This is a genomic window from Neptuniibacter sp. PT8_73, assembly GCF_047778045.1.
Taxonomy (GTDB): Bacteria; Pseudomonadota; Gammaproteobacteria; order Pseudomonadales; family Balneatricaceae; genus Neptuniibacter.
This window is the reverse complement of the sequence record NZ_CP180545.1, coordinates 1,233,761-1,256,199: the sequence shown is the minus strand read 5'-3', so window position 1 is coordinate 1,256,199 and position 22,439 is coordinate 1,233,761. Positions and strand designations below refer to the sequence as shown.

Below are 22,439 nucleotides of genomic sequence, written 5' to 3'. Positions count from 1 at the left end.
AATTTTAGGCTTCCTCTTATATCCCTACCCAGAACTAATCCATTAGACAGGTAAAAATTATGCCTATAGACAGTAGGAGTAACTTTAAAAGTGTAGCTCCTTTCGACAACAGTAAGCTGGCTATAATGACTCCAAATCAACAACAAAGGCTACGGGATTTACAAATAAATGTTGGACAAAAATTAGTAATTAAAAATGGTCTGGAGATCATCGCTTCTTTCAGTACAAATGGCTGGCGCCACTTTAGAAACGCTGATGATGTAAATAACTGCTGTTCGTTAATAACCGACAAAGAGTTAGTCGAAAAGCTAAAAGAAAAATACGGTAATTCACTCTCTATTTTTGAATACCCAAGGAATGAAAGACCGACGCTCGCCGAGGTTTACAAATAGTTCGTAATCTCTATTTGTTAGGGCTACCTATGTATCCACTCGAACCTGATTTCGGCCTTCTGACTTCGCAATATATAAGGCCTTATCAGCTCGGCATAAAAACGCTTGGCTATCCTCTCCCGAAATATATTCTGCAACACCAAAACTTGCTGTAATCACTAAATTCGCTTCACCTTCATATGCTCCTATATCCAGTCTGATCTTTTCTGCTAGAACTGTAGCTCCTTGTTGATCCGAATGAGGGCAGATAATAAGAAATTCCTCCCCTCCCCAACGGCCGACAATATCACTCGCACGTACTCCCTTTTTTATCAAATGAGCGGTAGCAACAATCACATCATCTCCAGTTTTATGTCCATATGTGTCATTTATCATTTTGAAATGGTCCAAATCACACATAATCACAGATAATGGCTTTTGATAGCGCTTCACTCGTTCTATCTCCAAAAGCATTGCATCATCAAGCTTCCTTCGATTATACAAACCCGTAAGTTGATCAGTAACTGCCAACTTACTAATCTCATTGGCTGCCTGCAGTATCCGATGTCGCATTTTCCCGAATTCGATAAACAACTCCCCAATCTCATCATTCCTAACAGAAAAAGGAGAAACATCATCTACCGCGTTTTCCAAATTCGAAAAGATTTTAAGCTTATCCTCCAGCTTTAAAATAGGGTTCAAAACGAGCCACCACAAAACAGCCATCGTACTCAAGGTAACGAAAGCAGAAATAATTAACACTAGCCCCGCGATACGTACCACATACATCTGTAACTCAGTATCAATGAAACTTACATCTAAATGCATTGTGACCTGACGATCACCCGCCTCCGGAACACTTAAAACCCATTTAAGATCCAATCTTTCATCTTCTTTATGATAAAAACTATCGAGCCCAGCTTTAGAAGCAATATCATTCAATTCTCCCTCTACCTTGCCTAAGCGAGATACAAACTGATCATTTTCCTCAAGCGAAAAGCCAAGAATATTATCCATGGAGAGAGAAGTATTTAGCTGTTCAATGGACTGTAGTTCAAAGGGGATAGAGCGTTGTGAGAAAATATTTTTGACAACAAGATCTGCTAGTTTTTCTTGTTTATAAACCAGCTCATTTTCACGTTTAAGGTAGGATGGGATAAGGATAAGAATCTCGATAACTATCAGAGATAAAAAAACAAAGAAGGCTATCTTTCTGGCAAGTTTAGATTGCAAAGCAGCAAGCAGAGACGTTACAAAACTATTCCTTTCCATCAACAAGCGCCCTTTACAGATACTCAACAATGGGTTTTATGAATATGTTCTATTCAGACGGTCAGTATAGTCTATTAAGTTAGAGCGTTCTGTCATTCTAAGCCTCATGGAACAGGAGAAAACCTAATCCATTTAATTGATCACCTCGTCAATTAACGCTGCGTCTACGAGATAGCTTATTTAACAAGGGATAGTAGTTAGGATCAGAAGAGATACTGTTATGCCCTGCAGTTTCAAACTTGTAGAGCGATGCCACACCATCAGTAAAGCTACCAAATAATTTCATCGAACTCGCTTCGGAGATCACAGTATCTCTACCTGCAAGGAGAATAGCTGTATTCGCTTTTACTCTAGGAGCATATTGCCAAGATAAGTATTTATCTTTTAATAACAGCGACACTGGAATGCCCCAGTAACGTTCAGCCGCCACATCCTCAATACTGCTATAGGGCGTTATCAAAATAAGTTGCTGTGTCGGCTTTTCAGCTGCTAATCGTGTCGCAATACCAGTCCCTAAACTTCGCCCCATCAGCACAATTTCAGCGTTACCTTTAGCCACTTGTTGATACAAAGCCAGTGCATCTTGATAGATGGTTTCTTCACGTGGAGTTCCATCGCTACCATAGCCACGATAGTGCATTAGGTATAACGAATGTTCGGGAAAAGTTTGCTTAAACTTGGCTAAGCGTTGCGAGACATCTTCAGCATTTCCACCGAAATAGATAAGGGCTTTACCAGTGTTTCTTGCTTGAATGGTAACTACCGTATTGCCCACTTCCGTAGGGATTAGTAGTGTATGCTCTTCACTATTTACTTTACGTTCTTGTGGAAAATACAGGAGGTTATCTTGATTAAAGTAGAGAAAGGCGCAAAGCAATATGTAGCCAAAACCAGCTAAAAATATAAATTTTAAGACTGCTTTTTTCATAGTCAAAAATTCGCGATGCGCCCTTAAAACTTAAGTAGTTTTATTCTACCAGCAAAACTTCAATACGACGGTTTTTAGCACGGCCCTCAACAGTGCTGTTATCAGCAACAGGCTGTTGATCCGCAAACGCTCGAGCCTGTAGACGCTCTTGAGCAACTCCGAGCTCTACAAGCTTATGCAATACACTCAACGCTCTTGCAGAAGAAAGCTCCCAATTTGTTGGGTACTTAGCCGTTAGCGCCCCTTTCACCTGAACATTATCAGTATGCCCGGCAACAACAATTTTATTTTGATCTTGTTTAATCGCGGCTGCCAATTTTTCGATCAATCCGACACCTTTTGCGGAAAGTTCGCTGCTGCCAGATGCGAAAAGCACTTGAGAGCCCAAAGTTAGCTTAACACCAGCAGTTGTTTGAGCGACCTCGACACCTTCCAATTCCTGTTTCAGGTTAGTGAAAGACTTTTGGCTTTTGTGGCGATATTGCAGATCAAATACAAGATCATTTACAGAGTCAGCGTAGAAGGCGAGGCTGTTATTACGTTGTACCCACTGCCCCTCACGGTTGGCTTTGTGGCTCACAACCTCCAAGTTTTGCGGCATCACAAACACCATAGCGACCTTATCAAAACCACCGGTATTCCATTTACCGAAGCGGCCTTTCTTATTCTTGGTTTTGCCATCCCAATTGCTGATTTGGAAAGTTCCGTTAGCATCCAGCGTTAACTGTTTTTCATCCCGGAAATTACCCATTTTCATGAGTGCATAATCACCACCGCTGAAGGTGATAATGTTATGAGAAGGTTTCTTATTAGTATTCCAACGGTACTCTTTAGGGAAAATATACATGAAATCAGCTAATGCCTTTTCTTCTGTACCATCATCTCCCTCTTGTTTCTTTAACCATAGATTGTAACTACTATAACGCGTTCGCGTGGTGGTATAGCTAACATAATCTTCGCCGTTTTCTTGAATAAAATAGATTACTTCTGAAACACCTGCAGCTTGCGCCTGCATAGCCATCAATACACTCGACATTAAAAGCAATAGTCGGGAAAACACTTTACGCATATAAAATCCTTTACGGTGTAATCATCAATGAAGCTGAGATAATACCTGATCCCACCTTATACACGAGTAAATTGTTCAACCTGTTTACCCATTAACTAAATCGGCACTGACCACTGTATATCCCTCTTAAATCTCAGTTTGGTGAATAAATTACTGTTATTGATTTACCACTTCGAGCAACTCAAACGTGGAGTAGGATTACTTAATGAGCCTATTACTCTAGAAACGAAAAAAGGGAGATCAGAGCGATCTCCCGAAACACGCTAAGAAGAACCTTAGCCTGAGGTGGGGATGAATAAAAATACCCGCCAGTTAACCCGCTCTACTTGAGGGAGATAGAGCGAGTTTCAGTTTTAACCGATCATACTGATGCAAAGCGATGTGACATCATCAACACGACCGACTGGCAGCAAAACTCTGGCGGATAAAACTTCTAACGATTAAAGGGTCGAGCTTGGACCAAACACTTCGTAATGAAGCTGCTCTTCAGGAACATTTAGGCCAGTTAACTGTTGGTGGATGGCATGCATAAACGGCAGCGGTCCACAGAAGAAGAAATCAGCATCTAATGAGCAATACTGCTTAATCTTGTCAGCGGTAATATAACCATGGTGGTCATAATCTTTACCCTTCTCTGCCCCGTAAATATCTTCATAAAAAGTTGCAGTAGATAGATTAGATAGATCATTCTTCAGCATATTAATGTGCCCACCAAATGCATGCGCATCTTTAGAGCGGGTACCGTGCAACCAGCTAATTTTTCGAGAATCTCGTTTTAAAATAAGCTCATTAAGCATGCCCAATACAGGCGTGATACCAACACCACCGCTAATCAGTACAACAGGCCTGTCATTGTCTTTTACAAAGAATTCACCTCCAGGCATATGAACAGGAACGATATCACCCTCTTCGACCTTGCTATGTAGATGATTAGAAACCAAACCATCCGGCGTATTTTCATCACTACTGGTTTCTGCTTTTACCGAAATGCGATAGACATCTTCACTATGAGCATCAGACAAGCTGTACTGACGGATCTCGGTAAACTCTAGATCGGGGTCCTTGATTTTCACGCTGATAAACTGACCCGCTTTATATTTAGGTAACGGTTTTTCATCTAGAGGCGCTAAATAGAAAGAGGTAATTTCGCTACTTTCTTTTACCTTCTTCACTACACTGAAGTCTTTAAACCCTAACCAGCCTTGACCCTCTTGCGAGTTGTCATACAGATTAGCTTCCGCCCCGATTAAGATACTGGCTAATAACTCATATGCCTCAGCCCAAGCGTCAATCACTTCATTAGTGGCGATATCCTCACCTAACACTTCTCGAATCGCCTTTAGTAGATTTCGACCTACGATCGGATAGTGTTCTGGCTGCACATCCAAACTAAAGTGCTTAGCCGCAATACGGTGAACTTCTGGTCCAATGGCTTCCAATTTATCTATATGCGCAGCATAAGAGAGAATCGATGATGCTAGCGTTGATTGCTGGCGACCGTTGGCTTGGCTCACCATGTTAAAGACATTTTTAAGCTCCGGATTCTCTTCAAATAAAAGACCATAAAAGTGCTTGGTCAGATCAGTACCTACTTCTTGAATAAGCGGAACAGTTGATTTCACGATGGCTATTGATGTTGGGTTCACAACTAATACCTCTTTGCCGTCTCTTTAAATGTATTTTTAATACATCTTATAGACGGATCATTAAGATGTAAATACAATACATGTTATAAATTTCAAGACGACTTCAGGATTTATAGCTAAAAATCTTTTAAATCATAAAGTTAAATTGATTATTTTTTTAACTTCAATAGCTCAAATACCCTAAACACCTAAAGGCAAAGACTAAAAAAGGACAAATTGATCTACGGATGGAGCAGAAATCTCTTGCTTGCAAGAACATCATATTAAAGAAGAGGATAGATTCTTGAATAACGATAACTGGGTTAAACCCACCCTTATAAGATCATCCATCATTGCCATTGTTGTAGGCACACTACTCAACCTAATTAATCAGGGCGATCATTTTTTTGCTGGATATTATGTTAATTGGCTCAAAGTGGGCCTGACCTACTGCGTCCCCTTCTCGGTATCGCTATTTAGCAGCTGGTTAATCATCCGTAGCCGGCCAGAACCAAAACCTTGTCCTGAGGTAATAAACCATCAACGCTTAGTTGGGAATGAACTGAACTCATTAACCGACTTTGCCCAAAAAGTACTAAGCAACGCGACCAAGGTAAATAAAGCCTCTACTGAGCGACTCGCATTTTTACAATCACTCTCCACCAGCATTAATTCCTCTATAAAAGAATTAAACGGTATCGGCCAAACGCTAGAAGGGAGTGAAAGTGATCTTGGGGGGATTCAATCTAATTTCGGAAAACTCATGGACCAAACCTCTCTACTCGGTAACGAAATCCATCAATTTTCCGATGCCTCGCAATCGCTTAAACATGAGATCGCGCAATTTTTAGCGTCCTTTGAAGGTATCTCCTCGCTAGCGTCTGCAATTACAACCACATCAGAGCAAACTAACCTACTTGCCCTGAATGCCGCTATTGAAGCAGCTCGTGCAGGAGAAGCAGGTAAAGGCTTTGCCGTAGTAGCTGATGAAGTAAAAGCACTGGCACAGCATTCGCGCGAAAATGCACAGGATATCGATCAGAATCTAGAAAACCTGAAACAACATGAGATCCGTCTTAAAACTCAACTAGAACTGATCGAGCGCACAGTAAACAACTCACTAAAAACCGTGAGTACAGGTACCGAGAATGGCATGTCTTCTCTAACCGATGAAACGCTATCTAAAATCGATACGTTATTCAGCCATATTCAAGCAATCAATGAGCGCACCTCAGAAGAGCTAGAAAACTTCCAGGAGATCTATCAACAATTTGAGGCAGTGATAGGCGATGCACAAAAAGCAATTGATGGCTCAGCAGCCAACATTACGTTTGGGGCATCGATGGTGGATCTGAGTTCTACGATGTCATCTAAGCTCAAGATCGCTTAGACTGGAAGATAACTTAATCTGACAGCGCACATAGGAGTGAGCGACTGTCAGATTAAATTGAGGAGCAAATCAGCCTTAGTCGAAGATGCTAAGGAACAACTCCCACTTACTTGGCTTCGCCTTCTTGTGATATTCCTTACGTAGTTCATCCACCGCTTCAAGCTGCTTCTGAACCTGCTTTAGGTTATCAGCCGTCGCAACTGGAATCCCATTTACCAGTTGTTCTACTTTTTTCAAACCTTCAAGAGATATCACTTTACGCTCAGGCGAAAAATCATAAGCCTGCGCGTTTTTTAGATGATCTTTGAAGATATCCATTCGTTGGTTAAAACCCTCTGCCGAGCTACTCACCATCGCTTCTTTATACTGCAGACGCATCTCTTTCATGGTCTGTTTTAAAGTTAGCGGGTTACCTGCACTTACATACCCACTTGTTGTGAACATCACAGCAACTAACAAAGAACTAAATAACGTTTTAAAAGCAGAGAACTTCATAAAAAAATCAACCTACATAACATCAAGATATTTACCGAGCAGGTAATATATCAGATCTGACGATTAGGCTGAATCAAAGCGTAGTCATGTAAAACGCGCTTCAAGATAGTGGGGCTTGAATTGGATAAGTAAAATCCTGCGTCCATGCAGCTATTATCTGGTTTAGTACAAGGTATTTTTAACCCTATCTTCGATGATCTCCTCTACCTTTTTTACCTCTTCGGCTGTTTTAGACGGGTCAATCTGTGCCATTAAAATCTTACCCAAGCTTGGCATGATATTCCGATCAACTCTCGATTCAGCTTCCCATAACTTAGAACGCGTGATCGCTTTAGCACAGTGAAAGTAGATCTCTTTGATAGAGATAACGATGGCGGATTTCGGCAACTTACCTTGATGCTCACAACGCTCCAATACAGAAGAATTCGTAACAATTTTGGCAGTGCCATTAACTCGAAGACATTCACTGAACCCCGGCACTAACACCAAAAGTCCAACATGTGGGTTCTCAATAATATTACTTAAGCTATCTAATCGATTGTTGCCGGGGCGATCTGGGAGAACAATCGTACTGTCATCCCAAATTTGAATAAAACCAGCATAATCTCCCCTTGGCGAGCAATCCATATTGCCTTGATTATCCGATGTAGCGAGCAACATAAAAGGCGATAACTCTATGAATTTCTGACTAAATTTATCGAGCTAAGTCTTTTGCTTTTTAATCACTAGCTCCATCGGCAGACCATATAACTCTCTAAGTTTTTCTACCGAATCGATCTGTTCAAATTCCATAACCCCCTCCCCTTAATATCTGATCCAGACTAGATAAACCGCTTATCTTCATCTTGATAGTTGACTAGAATACTATGGAATCATAACATGTAAAAAAAATACATTTAATGTTATAAAAAGGTATTCCTATGTCATCTCTACTACAAAGCCTATTTAAGAAAGATAAAAACGTTGCTGAAACTGCAACAACAAAAGAAGCATCCGCTGTAGAAGTAACTGCAAAAGCTGATGGAAACAATAAAGAATCTAATGAGAAGAAAGGTAAACACGGTCAGCCAGGTGTGTGCTGCGGCTCATGCTCATAAAACTGTACTAACAATGCGGTAACCTCGGTTCCCTTAGCCGAGGTTACAGCCTATAAATAAGATAGATGCAGCGGTAAGACTGCGAGCTAGCCTTAACCTCTTATTAGCCTCTTAAAAGTACGCGAGTTAAGATGGACTTACGATAAAGGCTTTCTGGAATTTTATGCTCAATCTTCGCATGTAGTTCCGGCAATCTTGACCAATGTACACCCTGCTTATGATGATGCGCTGTATGGTAACCAAGGTTTCCAGTCAGGCGATTAAAAAGTGGGTTTAGATTATTGTAGGAAGCTTCAAACTCATTCTCTGTATCCAACCCAGAGTGATGTTCATATGTTACATAGGAGGTAAACAACAAGCTGGTAATCATCGGTAAAACAAACAACAACAAACCCGCAACAGGGTTATACCAAACCAATGCCGCAACAATGGCGAAGGTAATTGCTGTATAAGTTAAAAAGGTAGATAACTGTTTAGGATGCTTTTTACCTACTTGATAACCGCGACTATAAGCCGTTAAAGCAACATTCAATGTGTACTCAATAGCTCCCATCTGCTTACCATCTTTTCGCTTCCAACGACTCTCATCTTTCTCTTGATCAAGAAAGTTAAGGTGATGGCCTAATACATGGTGCAAACGCCATAAATGCGTCGTTACCCCTGTATGCAAAGCATAAACAAATTCTAATACGCGATTTAGAAAGTTATTTCTAAAAGTGAAAAGGTGTTGATGGTGGTGATTCCACGCACAGATCACCCCTTTAGGAATAATCATCAATAGATAGTAAAGCGTCAGCGCAACAGGGTCACTCACTGTAAAGTAAAGTACAAAATCAACTACAGTAAGGCTCAAGATAATCAACACTGGTAAGCAGTCTTCTTTATACCTAAACCCGAGTAAACCACTATCTTTCATAACAGATATCACACAGAACTAAATTTGGCTGACAAACATAAAGGAAACAGCCTTGGCTGTATATAAGAAATACTAACAACACCGCTGAATAAGCCGGGTTATTGATCTAAGTAAAGATCCAACTTCATTAGTCAAAACTGTTCTTCAAGCCACTTAGCGAAGATTCGCACTTGGTGGGCATCGCCAGTATAAGGCGAGAGCCGGTAAGAATAATTATAACCCGTAAGTCGCGGCATCCCCTTATCCTCCACCAACCAACCTTGCTGACAGGTACTTCCTGCCAGCACATCACTGATCAGTGCATACCCCTGTCCAGCTAATGCTGCTTGTAATGCAAACTGTTCCTGATTAAAGCTACGAGCAGTATAAGTTAATTCATCAAAATGGGGTCGCCATTCTATATTAGCGAGGAAATCATCTTCCCACTCCGTAACAAATAGATTGGGATTATCTGCTAGCTGATCTAAGAAATCCTGTCTGGCATAACAAGCTAACTGTTCTTGAGCTAACAGTCGTTCCTGCGGATCATCACTCTCCAAGCCATAGCGTATCGCTATATCAATTCTCCGATCATGCTCTAGCTCCACCAACATATTACTCGCACAGATTTCGATCTCGATATCAGGGTATCTCAGATTAAATTCGGTAAGGCGTGGCGCCAGCCATAAACTTGCAAATGAGGTACAGCAAGAGATCGTCACCCTATTATTCGGTGTTTTGATCTCTTCTAAACACAAATGCAACTGATTGAGCACAGAGAGCGAGGTCTCTGCTAACGCCTCCCCCTCAGGCGTGAGCTCAATGCTACGCACCTTGCGTTCAAACAGCGTGACGTTTAACTGTGCCTCTAAACTTCGAATCTGATGTGACACTGCAGTAGGCGTGACATTAAGCACCTTAGCCGCTTGTTTAAAGCTCAAATATTGCGCAGCAATGGCAAAGGTTTTGATGGCATTTAGCGGTGGCAGCTGACCCAACATAATCTAAACCCGAATCTATAGATGAATAAAACTTACTTATAAGTAGCAACTATTCGTTTGTCAATCTAGCAACTCGAGCGGGAAAATTAACCTAAATACAATGATCACGGAGCTCCAGATGCCAACCATTCTACATATAGATGCCAGCGCACGTGGCTGGCAACCCAACGGCGAGAAACATCAGTCTATTTCACGCCATATAGCCTACCTTGCTGTCACCACCTTTAAAAAAATGATCCCAGATTGTGAGGTTATTTATCGTGATTTAGCCAAGAAACCACCCAAATTCATCGATGAACAGTGGATTGCGGCATGTTTCTCGGAATCACCTACTGATGAACAGAATAAAGCCCTTGCGCAATCCGACCAATATATAGCTGAGATACAACAAGCAGATATCATTGTGCTCTCATCGCCTATGTATAACTACGGTATGCCCGCCGTATTGAAAGCATGGTTTGATCAAGTCATACGCATAAATAAAACTTTTTCATTCGATCTAGCTAGAGGTGATTATCCACTTGAACCTATCCTCAGTGGTAAGCAGCTAATCTTATGCACATCCTGGGGGGAATTTGATTTTGCAAAAGGTAAGGAGCGCGCCCACCTAAACCATTTATCACCGCATATTGAGCAGTTGAGCCCTTATCTAGGCGCAGATAAATTTTATGAAATTAGCAGTGAATATCAGGAGTTCTCGGATCAACGACATAAAGCGTCTCTAGAAGCGGCGCAGCTCAAATCAGTTGAACTTGCACAATCCATAGCTGAAACCTATGCAACAGCTGTGGCTTAGAGTTTTTCGGAATAGTTTCAATTAACTTTGACCAGCGCCTTTAAACAAGGCGCTTTTTCGGAACAGATACACCGCCACAACTAAATCAAACGTAATGCACATAACGGCATACCACTCAGGCGCAAAGTGCCCACCTGCTCCAAGCAGATGCAAGCATACGTCCCAAAGGGGATGTAACAACCAACCCAGCGCTAAGAAATGAAGTCCAAAGCGTTTAGCCAATAGGTAGACGCTGCCATATACCAACACGCCAACAGTTTCGATAATTAACCACGTCGAACTCGCACCATAGATCACAGCAAAACCAATATAAATCAGTGCAGCAATAACTAGTGCTACACCAAAGATATTAATCTGCTCTTGCTCTGCTCTTCCCTGTGCGAACTTAATTAAGAGCCCACCACCCGCTAAACCGAATATTAGCCACAGAATCGTATCGAACAGCTCCATATAGCACCTACCACCAAACGATTTCTATCTTAGAAAATCGGTTAAAACTTAGCTTTAATCTTATTAACAAAAGCTTCTACACGAGTTTTCGAAGCATTTTCACTTTTATAAAACGACAGCATCTGGAATTTACAGCTTTTGGTACATGCACCGAGCAAAGCTATTTTGAGGACCTTCTTAACCGGTTGACGCAAGATGAACAGATCGACCCACCATGGCGAACCCAGAGTAGTAACCACTTTCACTTCTTTAAGATTATCTAAACGCGGCTGAATAGCCCCCAGATCTTTGGCATGGTCGTAAGCGAAACCCGGTGCCCAAACCCGATCAAACCAGCCTTTTAACATCGCAGGAAAACCAAACCACCAAGTAGGAAAGATCAGTACGAGGGATTCAGCTTCTTGCAGTTGCTGTATATCTATTTTTAATCGCGAGTCGTCAAACTGATCAGCATAGTAACTTTTACGCTCTGCCTCTTTAAGCGCTGGCTCAAAATCCGATTCGTAAAGGTTGAGTAGCGTGATTTCATACCCCTTTTCAGTTAAGTGCTTAACCGTTTCATCACAAAAATGATGACACAAACTATCCTTCAACGGATGGGTCAATACTACCAAACACTTCACTCGACTCTCCTTAACTTATTACAGCGATGGCCAAACCCTATAGCGATCTGGATACTATTTAAAGTCGTTAAAGTACAACAATAACGTTAGGAATAGTGACGGGTAGAGAAGAAATAAGGAAAGAGATTTTTGGAGGGAATGAATGACGTTTAGCTGTGATAAAAACCTTACACCCGATAACTAAACCGGATGTAAGGTATAAGCGATCTAATCAGAGATGATTAAACTCGCTCAAAGATTACCGCGATACCCTGACCGCCACCGATACACATAGTTACCAGTGCGTACTTACCTTCGATACGTTCAAGCTCGTAGACAGCCTTAGTCGCAATGAATGCACCAGAACAACCTACTGGGTGACCTAGAGCAATCGCACCACCGTTAGGGTTGGTTTTCTGCATATCCAAACCTAGACCTTTAGCTACCGCAATCGCTTGAGCTGCAAACGCTTCGTTAGACTCGATCACATCCATATCATCCAAGCTCAAACCTGCTTTTTGCAAAGCGAGCTTAGTTGCTGGAATTGGGCCTTCACCCATAATCTCGTTGGATACACCTGCAACGGCGTAAGACTTAATCTTAGCGATCGGCTTTTGACCGGCAGCTTCAGCGGCTTCAGCAGACGCCAATACGAAGAACGCTGCACCATCGTTGATACCCGATGCGTTACCCGCCGTTACCGTACCGTCTTTCTTAAATGCTGGGCGCATACCTGCCAGTTTCTCAGCAGTAGTGCCTGGCTTACCGTGCTCGTCAGTATCGAATACAACTTCGCCTTTACGTGTTTTCTGCACGATAGGTACGATCTGAGACTTAAAGCGACCTTCTTCAATCGCAACAGCCGCACGACGTTGCGATTCAGCAGCTAGCTCATCTTGATCTTCACGGCTAATATCCCACTTCTCTGCCAAGTTCTCAGCAGTGATACCCATGTGACCAGCACCAAATGGATCAGTCAGTACAGATACCATAGAATCCAGCATTGTGGTTTCACCCATGCGAGCACCAGAACGCATCGCTGTGGATAGGTAAGCACCGCGAGACATCACCTCAACACCGCCACCGATACCGTAATCGCAATCACCTAGCATGATCTGCTGAGCAGTGGTCACAATCCCCTGTAAACCAGAAGAACATAGACGGTTAACCGACATCGCTACAGATTCCATCGGCAGACCCGCCTGAATCGCAGCAACACGCGCAACATATGCATAGCGAGATTCCGTAGGAATACAGTTACCTACAGTTACATAATTAATTTTCTCTGGATCAGCACCTGAACGATTAACCGCTTCCTTCATTACCTGACCTGCCAGCTCAGCCGGCTCCATAGTACTTAGGCTTCCGCCGAATGCACCGATTGCTGAACGTACAGCACTAAGAACTACAACGTCTTTAGTCATGATTGATCATTCCCCATATTGTTATATCGCCCGTAACTTCACGCAGAAATTAACTACCGGCTTATCGTTGTCCCATCTTTTTGAATAAGTGAGCTTCCGCTCATTTAGGCAAATCGAATAAACACAATATCACGTGGTTATGAGCAAAAAACAATCAACCATAGGTATAGGGGGGCTAGATGCTAGATGCTAGATGCTAGATGCTAGATGCTAGATGCTAGATGCTAGATAGAGTGTAGGTGGGTAAAAGAATCGACAAGAACAAGTTCAACAAAAGGTGCAATACACTTCGTTATTGCACCCTACTTACCAAACGTCAGTTAGAGTTGTTCATCTGCATTGATAAATATTTCTCTCTTAGCGCTTCTAATACATGTTGTGATTGAAGCTTTTTAAAGGCCTCATTTAGTTTTTCGATAGAAAGCTTATCTCTACTCTTTTTCGAGATTTGCACCCAAGGGGTATTTTCTTTGACCACTAGCGGTTCGCCAAACAAACTAAAGTCATCATTGAGTTGTTTAGCTGCGCTTAAAATAGGATCGATCGGTCCTATAATGCCATCCACTCGCCCCCTTTTGAGCATTTTAACGCCTTGTACAAAATCAACAGTGCTGTACTTTCTAATCTCAGGGTCATTATCAATTTGTTCACTGAACTTAGCCCCTCGCAGATAGGCAAGCTCCTTACCTTTTAAACTCTCTACCGATTCAAATGCAGTTCCCTTTAATCCAATCACTACGGTTGGCAAGGCAGGTAAAGGGGCTACATAGATGACATGCTCTTTTAACTCTTCATACTTGAACATGATAGTCATATCGGCCTTACCCGACTTTAACTCCCTAATAATGCGGCTGTAGGGAGCAATAGAATTCTCAAGCTGGTACCCCGCTTCTTCTATCAACTTATTTGCCATTTCATAGTAGATCCCGCTCGTGCCTGACTCGCTTTTAATTCCATAAGGGGGAAAACCAATAGTCCTAACAATTATTAGCTCGTGGTTTTCAGCAGATAGCGATTTTGGTTCTTCTACTAACGAGCTCTCAGCCCTAGCGAAGCCCTGAAGTAATAGAAAAAGAGAAAAGAAAATGAATAGGTATTTCATGCTTTCATTTTAGACCTAATCCAAACGAGACAATGTGAAGAACCCTTTGAAAGCGTTATTTAAGCGGTCGGTTTCTCAAGCTCTTGAACTAAGTAACTCGCATCTTCAACTTTTTCCATAAATACGCGGTTTGCATCAGCTAGCGCTTGATTATAGAAATGTGGTCCAATCTCTTTAGCAAAGAACTCGATCAAAAACTCCGCTTCAAAACTACCAATATCCTGATCTAGCTCATCAGAAAAATACCGCTTAATCTTACTCACCATGCGATCTGTTTGATCTTGAGATAGCTTTATATCTTTCATAAATCCTTTGCTTTCTGGCTAACAACAACTGGGATAAACGATCTTAAACCATCTAAGGGTAATAAGATTCAATATATTCACCTTGTTCCATCAACCAACCACCAAGATCAATGATGCGTCGCACAAAAATCTTAGATTTAGCGATTCTTTATCATCAATAAGCTAACCAAAGGAACACAAAGGCTGAGAACGGAAACAGGAATTTACCTAGGGTCATCAGACATATAACCCAAGCCTATTTGAGTTATAGAGCAACACCAAAAAGAACCTCTACCAATGGCAATTGACAGCACCAAACTTGAGCAACAACCCCGCCCCAAACTCAGAAAAACGCACCTTATTTGTGCACGTCTAAAGACATCTTGATTAATTGCTAAAAAACTAACAAAAAAATATAGATTTCTTTGTAAATCTACACATTTTGAAACAATTATTCTGTTATATTCAAAACAGCTAAAAAAGCAAATAAGCCTATGTTTTATAATGATTTAACACCACTTAAACCATACATAAAACAAGGTTTATATAAATTATAAAGTTACAAAAAATTCACAAGTGCATAATTAAGAATGGGAGCGCATTTAGATGTTGCTTAGCTCACTCAAAATTTCTTCGCGGATAGCCCTGTTAGCAGGGATAAACTTATTACTCATCCTTACCCTTGGTGGCGTCGCTACATACCAGATGAACAAGATCGGTATCGAGTTAATCGAAGTAGCAGAAGAAGACCTACCAATAACCAATATGCTTTCAAAAGTGGCTCAGCATCAACTAGAGCAAGCCATTCTTTTTGAGCGCAGCCTCTCTTACGCAACCGCAATAAAGTACGGTAACGATCGTTCACAAGAGATGCTGACAACAACAAAAGCATTCCACTCATTGGCAGATAAAGTTGATCAGGAGTTTAAGCAACTAGAAGAGCTGCTTGAGCATGCGATTACCAAAGCGCATAGCGCAGAAGCCAAAGAACAATTTGAATCCTTACTGACAACCATTTTGGACATAGATAAAAACCACGCCGAATACGACGAGTTAGCTCTATCGTTATTCCAAAAGGTCAAAGATGGTTACGCGGCATCTGCTATTGCTTCAGCCGACCATATTATTGAACTCGAAGATAAAATCGATCACGAACTGATTGATGCGCTTGATCAAATTCAAGCCTTCACGCTTGAAGCAACACAGCGTGCCGAGCACGACGAGCTTAAAGCACAAAAGCTAATTATGATTATCTTTGTGGTCGCTCTTATTTTGGGTATTTCCTTAGCATTGGTAATCTCCCGTGCAATTACTGGCCCTGTAAGCAATATGCGTGATCGCCTGAAGGAGATCTCCGATGGTGATGGCGATCTGACTGTACGCCTACCTGTAACCGGTCAAGACGAAACGGCGGAAGCGGCAGCAGCATTCAACCGCTTGATGGAAAAGCTGGGCAAGATGGTGACGACTATCCGTTCAACATCGACGCAATTGGTTCAACGATCTGAACAATCGATCGTGTTGATGGACGCTACCCGCGACCAAGTTGAACAGCAAAAGCGCGAAACAGAACAAACTGCCACTGCCACCGAGCAGATGTCTTGCAGTATCACCGAAATTGCGCAATCGACTGATCATGCAGCAGAACTTGGCCGCGATGTATTAGAAAAGGTTCAATCTGGTTCTGGCATCGCTAAACAAAATCAGCAAGCTATCGAACAGCTTAATATCAATGTCGAAAGCGCAGCCACTCAGCTAACCTCTCTGGCTACCGAAACAAACCGAATCAGTGAAGTACTGGATGATATCCGCGGCATCGCTGAACAAACCAATCTACTTGCTCTCAACGCCGCAATTGAAGCTGCACGTGCAGGTGAATCAGGCCGAGGCTTTGCGGTAGTAGCCGATGAAGTACGTTCTCTTTCTCAACGTACTCAATCCTCCACTGAGGATATTCAAGAGCTGCTAGAGAACCTTCAATCAGCAACCAATGGTGCGATATCTGTGATGCAAAAAGGCCAAGAAAATGCCGGCCACTGTATCCAGCAAGCAAACCATACTGCGGCGGAACTCGAAGAGGCATCTGCAGCAGTAGAAGGAATGGCTGCAATGAATACGCAAATTGCCGCAGCGGCAGAAGAACAATCAGCTGTGGTGAAAGAGATTCATGCCAGCCTATCGAGCATTACGCTTTATGCTAGCAGTACCAATGACAGTGCGAACCAAACTTCAGATATCAACAAAGAAGTGAGTAATGAGCTACTTCAGCTAAACAGTTTGGTTTCTGAGCTAAGAGCTTAGCTAGTGGCTAGTTGCTAGTTGCTAGTTGCTAGTGGCTAGTGCTAGTGGCTAGTGGCTAGTGGCTAGACAGGGTGCAATACACTTCGTTATTGCACCCTACTTCTCGCCTTACAAAACTCTCTTAATGCGTATGCGGACGTAATACAAAAACGTCAGTCGTATATTGAACGCCATCTTTTTCAAAAGAGATAACCGCATCAGAAGCAAACTCTTTTCCTGTTAGGAACGCTGCATCAACACCGGTATCGCCAGGGAAGATAAAGTAGTTAGTATTGTTACCACGAATATTCCCTTTGCCATCTTCATCTTCGTTCTTTTCGGTATTACGCACCTGAAGCTTAACCTGCTGAGTACTTAATTTAGGGAAAGACACGCTGACCTTGGAATTCAGTGACATATCAAGCGGGTTAGCCCCTGCCTTGTCTAAAGTAAGCCACAACTCAAGATCACCCTTATCATCGTGCAATTTAAGCTCTGCGTAGCCTACCTTCTGTTGGGCTGAAAAAAGCGGGACTAAAACACCGTGGTGCAAAGAATGGCTATGACTATGACTGTGGGAGTGACTATCGTCATAATCGTGGATATGCCCATGGTCATGACCGTGCGAATGACTATGCTCTATATTTAGATAATTACACCCAGCAAGCGTGAACACCACCGACAATACCAATCCTGATTTTTTAAGCCCCAAAATTTTTCCTCCTTTAAGTAGATATTTTTTACACAAGATAAACTAGTTTATCGCTTAGCTACCATCTTCAATTTATGGATATTCACCACGAGCAAGTACGTCCATATACTTATCAAATCGACGTTGCCTAGTCTCTGGTTTCTTAGCGCTATCTAAACCATGCGCTATGACATAACGCCTTGATTTAGTCAGCGTTTCATAAAACGCTTTCGCCTCTAGGTTACTTTCCAGCGCTTTAATGAAATCCTCGGGTACTTCCATTTCACTCGCGCTATAAGCGTTATCCCAGCGGCCGTCCACTTTAGCCGCATTAACCTGAACCATACCCGACTCAGTCATACGACCTTCACTTATCAAACGCTCGGCATGATCTCGGTTTCGTTTCGACCACACACTTCTCGCTTTCCTTGGTGTAATCCGTTGCAGGTAAGCCTGTTCATCAATCGACTTTTTAATGCCGTCAATCCAACCCCAACACAGCGATTCAATCACCACATCATCCCAAGTCACACTCGGAATAGCGCTTTTCTTTTTATAGATATTTACCCACAACTCAGTTTCAGAGGCATGGTTATCTCGTAACCATTCAGCAAGCTCTTCAGCAGTAGCAAAGGACTTAATTTTCGAGGGATCAGGTGCTTTCATCGGCTAAATAACTGGCTAGCGAATATTGAAGATCAGGATCTTACAGCGGTTTTAGGATGGTGGGAATCACAAGACCTGCTCTTCGCCCCCTCTTCTAAAAGGCACAACTCTTGCGAATATATAGGGTTAAAAGCCATAAATTTGTGCTCCGTCACTATTGTTTAGTGGTTAAATAGCTAAACTGCTAAGGAACGCAGTGCTTATAAAATTGCATGACCAAAGAGGAACCTCGTTTTGGAAACTGAAGGTTATCGAATTCAGCTGCCTGCTGGCGCTGTGATATTTCAGGAAGGAGAAGCCGGCGACCGTGCATATATCGTAGACAGCGGCGAAGTAGGCGTATCCACCAAAGTTAAGGATCGCGATGTTCGCTTCGCTATAGCACAGCATGGCGATATTCTCGGGGAGATGGCCCTGATCGATGACGGTGTTCGAACAGCTACCGCCACGGTATTAAGCGATGCCGAGTTAATCGTAATTCCAAAAGAGTACATTCACCGCTTAATTGGTACAGCAGACCCCACCGTAAACCTGCTGATGCAGATCGTACTGCAGCGTTATCGAGAGATGAAAGGTCACTTTGATACCATCTCAGCAGGCGGTTCAATCGAAAGCATCGAAGTAAAACCAAAACTAGAAAACGACCGTCTCAAAGAACAAACCGAGATGGCCGTTCGCCGTGTCACTGAAGAACAACGCTTACGTGAAGCTTTAGATAACAACGAACTTCGCCTGTTCTACCAACCCATTGTCGATCTAGAAACGGGCACGATCCTTGGTTGTGAAGCGCTAATCCGCTGGCAAGATCCCGATCGCGGTCTAGTACCTCCTATTCAGTTTATCGCCTTAGCCGAAGAAACTGGCTTGATCGAACCGATCGGCCACTGGATTTTCTCCGAAGCGCACCAAGCTGTGAATGAATTCAATCAGTTGGCGAATAAAGAAGATCCTTTCTTTGTCAGTGTTAACCTCTCTAGTCGTCAAATTGAGACCGACCGTCAGGTTGATGATCTAACCGATTACCTGCTGGATCACGATATAGAGCTCGCTAACTTTAAGCTTGAGATTACCGAAACCCTTTTAATGTCAGATCCACTGCGTATATCGCAGATACTTACAGATTTTAAACGCTTCGGCTGTAAAATCGCATTGGACGATTTCGGTACCGGCTATTCCAGTTTCAGCTACCTTCACCGCTTCCCAATCGACAGTATTAAGATCGACCGCTCCTTTGTCTCCACCATGGCCGACAATCCAACCAGTAAAGCCATAGTACGTACCCTGTGCACTTTGGCCGAATCCTTGGAGATGAGCACTATCGCAGAAGGGGTTGAAGAGGAAAAAGACCAAACTATGCTTCAGGCCTTTAACTGCGATTTCGGACAAGGTTACTACTACGCTAGGCCCGTTCCTAAAGATGAATTTATTGCCTTAATTCAGAAACAGCTCAACCTCTGAAAGAAGCCGACCGAATAAGAACTATGAATAAAAATCTGAATAAAGCGATTCTACGTTGTAAATCTGTGATCTCACTACCAGCGATCTATCAAAAGATCACCGTAAAGATCGATCAACCAACGACAACCAATAATGAGCTAGCCGAAATAGTAAAACTGGATGCAGGTATCTCCACCAAACTGCTAGCGATTGTGAACAGCTCTTTTTATGGATTCCCAAGCCAGATATCCACCATCTCTCACGCTATATCACTCGTTGGCCTTAAGGACTTTAAAAACCTAGTCCTAGGTTCTAGCGTGGTAAAACAGTTTGAAGACGTACGAGAAACCGGCTTCTCGATCAACGAATTCTGGGACTACAGCCTACACGTTGCTATAGCTGCAAAAACCTTGGGCAAACACTGGGCGAATCGACAAGAACAGGAAGCCCTGTTTATCGCAGGCCTTCTACACGATGTCGGGAAACTAGTGATCGTCCAAGCCTGTAAAGATCAGTTAGAAGAGATCCAGAAAATCTGGCCAAACCAGATACCACAACAGGAACAGGATCTAATTGGTTTTGACCATACCGAAGCCGGTGCCGAACTGATCCGCTCCTGGAACCTACCCGAGCTTCTATCTAACGCGGTAAAACAACACCACGAACTCGATCTAACTAATTCGCCAGAACCAACCGTACTCTGCGTTTATATGGCTAATGCGATGGCCTGTGGAGAGGAAGCAAAGATCAACGCCGCACTAGAACTCTGCAATCAACATGTGGAAAACCCGATTACAGAAGAAGCGTTGCAAGAGATGCAGGAAGCCATCACAGAAGAGAAGAAATCTCTGATTGGGGTTTATCTGTCGAACTAGTACACCAATCTTAAAATGGGGGTCAGATTATTTATCCGACTCTTAATCCTGCCCCCGTTTTACTCCTAGCGATTCAAACTACACCTTAGTCTGATTCCCCTCTTAATGACTGGGCCTTGGCTTAGTTATTGCTGTTATCCCTTATGTAGGACACAGGCCCCAACAAAGGGCAAATTAGCTATTTTAAATGCACATATTCCGGCACCTCACCGCACTTAGCACCAACATAGTGCAAAGACAAAGGTAAACGCCGCCGGTTCGACAGTTGATCAGGAGTCAGAAATGGATTTACAAAAAGTTTCAGATTGTATGTCGGCAGATTTTGCCAAAATCACCCCAAATATGCCGGTTGCCGAAGCGACACGTAACCTGACGAAAAAAACCTTACTCGGTGGACCTGTCATTAATGAGACAGGGTCCTTAGTGGGCTGGATCTCTGAACAGGACTGTCTCAAAGTCACAGTTCAGGTGGCTTATCTTGATCAACGTGTTGCTACTGTAAATGAGATCATGAGCACCGATGTTTTAACCATTAAAACCAGTGATGACTTACTCTCTGTGGCACAACAGATGCTAGATGCCAAACCTAAAACTTATCCAGTCGTAGACGAAAGCGATAAGCTGGTTGGCGTACTTACCCGCCGTCATGTACTTGATTATCTAGTAAGCCAAATAGGTTAAAGCAGGCCTTATTAAGATCAGAGAAGTGACACATCATTTTGCTTTACCGATGGTGTCACTTTGACTGAGCTTCTCGTTTCAAACGAGTGGATTGATGGGAGGAATTAAAGGGGGCAGCGTCCGCTTATCACTTAAAGAATTCACTCAATCTCTTCATGTGCAGCTCGAATATTATAGGTACTTAAAATCGTGCCTATTTCACCTTTATCTTTCAGGTAGCGAATACTTTCATTGAATTTATCCACTAGCTCTTTACTCGTATTCTCCTTTGAGAACCCTATGTAATAATTGATCTGTTCAACACCCAATAAATACTCAGCCCCAACAATCTCTAATGCTTTAATTTGGTACTCACCCAAATCTCTGTTCAAGTAAACGGCATCAATTCTTTTAGCCACCAGCTTCTTTAGATTCTGACCGTTACTATTGGGTAGCATTTTCACATTGATAGGTCCGAGGCCCTTTTCCTCTAAGTCTTCACTTAAACGTTCCAATGAATAAGAGGTATTTGAAGGCCCAAAAACACCCACCTTCAAGTCCGAAAATGACTCGATAGATTTGTATTCTTTAGCCTCATTTGTGCGGGTAAAGAACCCGTATTCAGTACTCATCAATGGCAAAGACCAATGTAACCATTTGTCTCTTTCCTCGTTCCAACCAAGAGGAAAGTTGGCATTAACGTAGCCTTCCTTTAAGAGGGCCTTAGATCTCCGATTCGGATGTAAGAGGGTTTCAATTTCAATCTCTGAATGAAGTGAAATTTTCTCTAAAATTTCAGCAAAAGCGCCTGTCACTCTGCCTTGCTCAACAGTAATAAACGGCGGGAACTCCTGAACACTGATCGTTAACTTATCAGAGATGGCATTAGCCGAGAAAAACAAGAGTAGACATAAGACTGCATATCTTTTCAAAAGCATAACTAACCCTAAACTAGCGGCATAAGCTGTATGTATGGTGATCTAGCGAAACAGTAAAATCAGTACGTTATCCCTGATCAACCTCTAAACA

At 42.5% G+C, this 22,439-nt stretch carries 24 protein-coding genes; 8 read left to right on the top strand and 16 right to left on the bottom strand.

Annotated features, from left to right (window positions below):
- The first annotated feature begins 59 nt into the window (after positions 1–59).
- Entirely contained in the window at positions 60–392 is a 333-nt protein-coding gene (locus ACMXYN_RS05455; protein WP_415893847.1) for a hypothetical protein, read from the top strand.
- A 27-nt stretch (positions 393–419) separates the two neighbouring features.
- Here the strand turns inward: ACMXYN_RS05455 and ACMXYN_RS05450 are convergent, their stop codons facing one another.
- The 4 genes from ACMXYN_RS05450 to hmpA all read right to left on the bottom strand — a co-directional run bounded on the left by ACMXYN_RS05450 (position 420) and on the right by hmpA (position 5,286).
- Positions 420–1,643, bottom strand: coding sequence for a GGDEF domain-containing protein (locus ACMXYN_RS05450; RefSeq protein WP_415893846.1), 1,224 nt, complete (start codon positions 1,641–1,643; stop codon positions 420–422).
- 148 nt (positions 1,644–1,791) lie between these two features.
- Entirely contained in the window at positions 1,792–2,571 is a 780-nt protein-coding gene (locus ACMXYN_RS05445) for an alpha/beta hydrolase (protein ID WP_415893845.1), read from the bottom strand.
- 40 nt (positions 2,572–2,611) lie between these two features.
- On the bottom strand, positions 2,612–3,640 hold the full coding sequence (locus ACMXYN_RS05440) for a flagellar motor protein MotB (RefSeq protein WP_415893844.1): 1,029 nt from the start codon (positions 3,638–3,640) through the stop codon (positions 2,612–2,614).
- A gap of 440 nt (positions 3,641–4,080) precedes the next feature.
- Positions 4,081–5,286, bottom strand: coding sequence for an NO-inducible flavohemoprotein (hmpA, locus tag ACMXYN_RS05435; protein WP_415893843.1), 1,206 nt, complete (start codon positions 5,284–5,286; stop codon positions 4,081–4,083).
- A gap of 283 nt (positions 5,287–5,569) precedes the next feature.
- Between hmpA and nrtS the strand changes: the two genes are divergently transcribed.
- Positions 5,570–6,655, top strand: a complete 1,086-nt coding sequence (gene nrtS / locus ACMXYN_RS05430) for a nitrate/nitrite transporter NrtS (RefSeq protein ID WP_415893842.1) — start codon at positions 5,570–5,572, stop codon at positions 6,653–6,655.
- A gap of 75 nt (positions 6,656–6,730) precedes the next feature.
- Here the strand turns inward: nrtS and ACMXYN_RS05425 are convergent, their stop codons facing one another.
- Positions 6,731–7,150: a cytochrome b562 gene (locus tag ACMXYN_RS05425; RefSeq protein ID WP_415883910.1), complete on the bottom strand. Its 420-nt coding sequence runs from the start codon at positions 7,148–7,150 to the stop codon at positions 6,731–6,733.
- A 162-nt stretch (positions 7,151–7,312) separates the two neighbouring features.
- A complete protein-coding gene (locus ACMXYN_RS05420; RefSeq protein WP_415893841.1) occupies positions 7,313–7,810 on the bottom strand; it encodes an MSMEG_1061 family FMN-dependent PPOX-type flavoprotein in 498 nt (165 codons plus the stop codon).
- Between the two features lie 260 nt (positions 7,811–8,070).
- On the opposite strand from ACMXYN_RS05420, the gene ACMXYN_RS05415 reads away from it, so the two are divergent.
- On the top strand, positions 8,071–8,247 hold the full coding sequence (locus tag ACMXYN_RS05415; protein ID WP_415893840.1) for a CCGSCS motif protein: 177 nt from the start codon (positions 8,071–8,073) through the stop codon (positions 8,245–8,247).
- Between the two features lie 103 nt (positions 8,248–8,350).
- On the opposite strand, the gene ACMXYN_RS05410 is transcribed toward ACMXYN_RS05415, so the two are convergent.
- The gene (locus tag ACMXYN_RS05410) at positions 8,351–9,163 is read right to left on the bottom strand and encodes a fatty acid desaturase (protein WP_415893839.1); all 813 of its coding nucleotides are present in this window, start codon (positions 9,161–9,163) and stop codon (positions 8,351–8,353) included.
- A gap of 131 nt (positions 9,164–9,294) precedes the next feature.
- Positions 9,295–10,143 (bottom strand): LysR family transcriptional regulator, encoded by an 849-nt coding sequence (locus ACMXYN_RS05405; RefSeq protein ID WP_415893838.1) that lies wholly within the window; start codon positions 10,141–10,143, stop codon positions 9,295–9,297.
- Positions 10,144–10,261: 118 nt separating this feature from the next.
- On the opposite strand from ACMXYN_RS05405, the gene ACMXYN_RS05400 reads away from it, so the two are divergent.
- The gene (locus tag ACMXYN_RS05400) at positions 10,262–10,939 is read left to right on the top strand and encodes an FMN-dependent NADH-azoreductase (protein WP_415893837.1); all 678 of its coding nucleotides are present in this window, start codon (positions 10,262–10,264) and stop codon (positions 10,937–10,939) included.
- Between the two features lie 21 nt (positions 10,940–10,960).
- Here the strand turns inward: ACMXYN_RS05400 and ACMXYN_RS05395 are convergent, their stop codons facing one another.
- The 5 genes from ACMXYN_RS05395 to ACMXYN_RS05375 form a co-directional block, all read right to left on the bottom strand.
- A complete protein-coding gene (locus tag ACMXYN_RS05395; RefSeq protein ID WP_415893836.1) occupies positions 10,961–11,389 on the bottom strand; it encodes a DUF6010 family protein in 429 nt (142 codons plus the stop codon).
- 41 nt (positions 11,390–11,430) lie between these two features.
- Positions 11,431–12,012, bottom strand: coding sequence for an NAD(P)H-dependent oxidoreductase (locus ACMXYN_RS05390; protein WP_415893835.1), 582 nt, complete (start codon positions 12,010–12,012; stop codon positions 11,431–11,433).
- A 221-nt stretch (positions 12,013–12,233) separates the two neighbouring features.
- Positions 12,234–13,415: an acetyl-CoA C-acyltransferase family protein gene (locus ACMXYN_RS05385; protein ID WP_415893834.1), complete on the bottom strand. Its 1,182-nt coding sequence runs from the start codon at positions 13,413–13,415 to the stop codon at positions 12,234–12,236.
- 316 nt (positions 13,416–13,731) lie between these two features.
- Entirely contained in the window at positions 13,732–14,517 is a 786-nt protein-coding gene (locus tag ACMXYN_RS05380) for a substrate-binding periplasmic protein (RefSeq protein WP_415893833.1), read from the bottom strand.
- A 59-nt stretch (positions 14,518–14,576) separates the two neighbouring features.
- Positions 14,577–14,822, bottom strand: coding sequence for a DUF2164 domain-containing protein (locus tag ACMXYN_RS05375; protein ID WP_415893832.1), 246 nt, complete (start codon positions 14,820–14,822; stop codon positions 14,577–14,579).
- A 585-nt stretch (positions 14,823–15,407) separates the two neighbouring features.
- On the opposite strand from ACMXYN_RS05375, the gene ACMXYN_RS05370 reads away from it, so the two are divergent.
- The gene (locus ACMXYN_RS05370; protein ID WP_415893831.1) at positions 15,408–17,102 is read left to right on the top strand and encodes a methyl-accepting chemotaxis protein; all 1,695 of its coding nucleotides are present in this window, start codon (positions 15,408–15,410) and stop codon (positions 17,100–17,102) included.
- A gap of 121 nt (positions 17,103–17,223) precedes the next feature.
- On the opposite strand, the gene ACMXYN_RS05365 is transcribed toward ACMXYN_RS05370, so the two are convergent.
- Both ACMXYN_RS05365 and ACMXYN_RS05360 read right to left on the bottom strand, forming a co-directional pair.
- Positions 17,224–17,793: a hypothetical protein gene (locus tag ACMXYN_RS05365; RefSeq protein ID WP_415893830.1), complete on the bottom strand. Its 570-nt coding sequence runs from the start codon at positions 17,791–17,793 to the stop codon at positions 17,224–17,226.
- Positions 17,794–17,865: 72 nt separating this feature from the next.
- Entirely contained in the window at positions 17,866–18,438 is a 573-nt protein-coding gene (locus tag ACMXYN_RS05360) for a YdeI/OmpD-associated family protein (protein ID WP_415893829.1), read from the bottom strand.
- Positions 18,439–18,672: 234 nt separating this feature from the next.
- Here ACMXYN_RS05360 and ACMXYN_RS05355 point away from each other — a divergent pair, with 234 nt between their 5' ends.
- The 3 genes from ACMXYN_RS05355 (at position 18,673) to ACMXYN_RS05345 (ending at position 21,431) form a co-directional block, all read left to right on the top strand.
- Entirely contained in the window at positions 18,673–19,896 is a 1,224-nt protein-coding gene (locus ACMXYN_RS05355) for an EAL domain-containing protein (protein WP_415893828.1), read from the top strand.
- A 23-nt stretch (positions 19,897–19,919) separates the two neighbouring features.
- A complete protein-coding gene (locus ACMXYN_RS05350; RefSeq protein WP_415893827.1) occupies positions 19,920–20,750 on the top strand; it encodes an HDOD domain-containing protein in 831 nt (276 codons plus the stop codon).
- Positions 20,751–21,032: 282 nt separating this feature from the next.
- Positions 21,033–21,431, top strand: coding sequence for a CBS domain-containing protein (locus tag ACMXYN_RS05345; protein ID WP_415893826.1), 399 nt, complete (start codon positions 21,033–21,035; stop codon positions 21,429–21,431).
- Positions 21,432–21,571: 140 nt separating this feature from the next.
- Here the strand turns inward: ACMXYN_RS05345 and ACMXYN_RS05340 are convergent, their stop codons facing one another.
- Entirely contained in the window at positions 21,572–22,348 is a 777-nt protein-coding gene (locus ACMXYN_RS05340) for a substrate-binding periplasmic protein (protein WP_415893825.1), read from the bottom strand.
- Positions 22,349–22,439 lie beyond the last annotated feature (91 nt).

What these genes read in the sequence shown, in the direction of transcription:
- ACMXYN_RS05395 (WP_415893836.1), bottom strand. Translation starts at nt 11,389, where the DNA reads ATGGAGCTGTTCGATACGATTCTGTGGCTAATATTCGGTTTAGCGGGT.
- ACMXYN_RS05425 (WP_415883910.1), bottom strand. Translation starts at nt 7,150, where the DNA reads ATGAAGTTCTCTGCTTTTAAAACGTTATTTAGTTCTTTGTTAGTTGCT.
- ACMXYN_RS05440 (WP_415893844.1), bottom strand. Translation starts at nt 3,640, where the DNA reads ATGCGTAAAGTGTTTTCCCGACTATTGCTTTTAATGTCGAGTGTATTG.
- ACMXYN_RS05350 (WP_415893827.1), top strand. Translation starts at nt 19,920, where the DNA reads ATGAATAAAAATCTGAATAAAGCGATTCTACGTTGTAAATCTGTGATC.
- ACMXYN_RS05405 (WP_415893838.1), bottom strand. Translation starts at nt 10,143, where the DNA reads ATGTTGGGTCAGCTGCCACCGCTAAATGCCATCAAAACCTTTGCCATT.
- ACMXYN_RS05400 (WP_415893837.1), top strand. Translation starts at nt 10,262, where the DNA reads ATGCCAACCATTCTACATATAGATGCCAGCGCACGTGGCTGGCAACCC.
- ACMXYN_RS05385 (WP_415893834.1), bottom strand. Translation starts at nt 13,415, where the DNA reads ATGACTAAAGACGTTGTAGTTCTTAGTGCTGTACGTTCAGCAATCGGT.
- ACMXYN_RS05450 (WP_415893846.1), bottom strand. Translation starts at nt 1,643, where the DNA reads ATGGAAAGGAATAGTTTTGTAACGTCTCTGCTTGCTGCTTTGCAATCT.
- ACMXYN_RS05340 (WP_415893825.1), bottom strand. Translation starts at nt 22,348, where the DNA reads ATGCTTTTGAAAAGATATGCAGTCTTATGTCTACTCTTGTTTTTCTCG.
- ACMXYN_RS05380 (WP_415893833.1), bottom strand. Translation starts at nt 14,517, where the DNA reads ATGAAATACCTATTCATTTTCTTTTCTCTTTTTCTATTACTTCAGGGC.
- ACMXYN_RS05415 (WP_415893840.1), top strand. Translation starts at nt 8,071, where the DNA reads ATGTCATCTCTACTACAAAGCCTATTTAAGAAAGATAAAAACGTTGCT.
- ACMXYN_RS05375 (WP_415893832.1), bottom strand. Translation starts at nt 14,822, where the DNA reads ATGAAAGATATAAAGCTATCTCAAGATCAAACAGATCGCATGGTGAGT.
- ACMXYN_RS05445 (WP_415893845.1), bottom strand. Translation starts at nt 2,571, where the DNA reads ATGAAAAAAGCAGTCTTAAAATTTATATTTTTAGCTGGTTTTGGCTAC.
- ACMXYN_RS05420 (WP_415893841.1), bottom strand. Translation starts at nt 7,810, where the DNA reads ATGTTGCTCGCTACATCGGATAATCAAGGCAATATGGATTGCTCGCCA.
- ACMXYN_RS05410 (WP_415893839.1), bottom strand. Translation starts at nt 9,163, where the DNA reads ATGAAAGATAGTGGTTTACTCGGGTTTAGGTATAAAGAAGACTGCTTA.
- ACMXYN_RS05345 (WP_415893826.1), top strand. Translation starts at nt 21,033, where the DNA reads ATGGATTTACAAAAAGTTTCAGATTGTATGTCGGCAGATTTTGCCAAA.
- ACMXYN_RS05455 (WP_415893847.1), top strand. Translation starts at nt 60, where the DNA reads ATGCCTATAGACAGTAGGAGTAACTTTAAAAGTGTAGCTCCTTTCGAC.
- ACMXYN_RS05360 (WP_415893829.1), bottom strand. Translation starts at nt 18,438, where the DNA reads ATGAAAGCACCTGATCCCTCGAAAATTAAGTCCTTTGCTACTGCTGAA.
- ACMXYN_RS05370 (WP_415893831.1), top strand. Translation starts at nt 15,408, where the DNA reads ATGTTGCTTAGCTCACTCAAAATTTCTTCGCGGATAGCCCTGTTAGCA.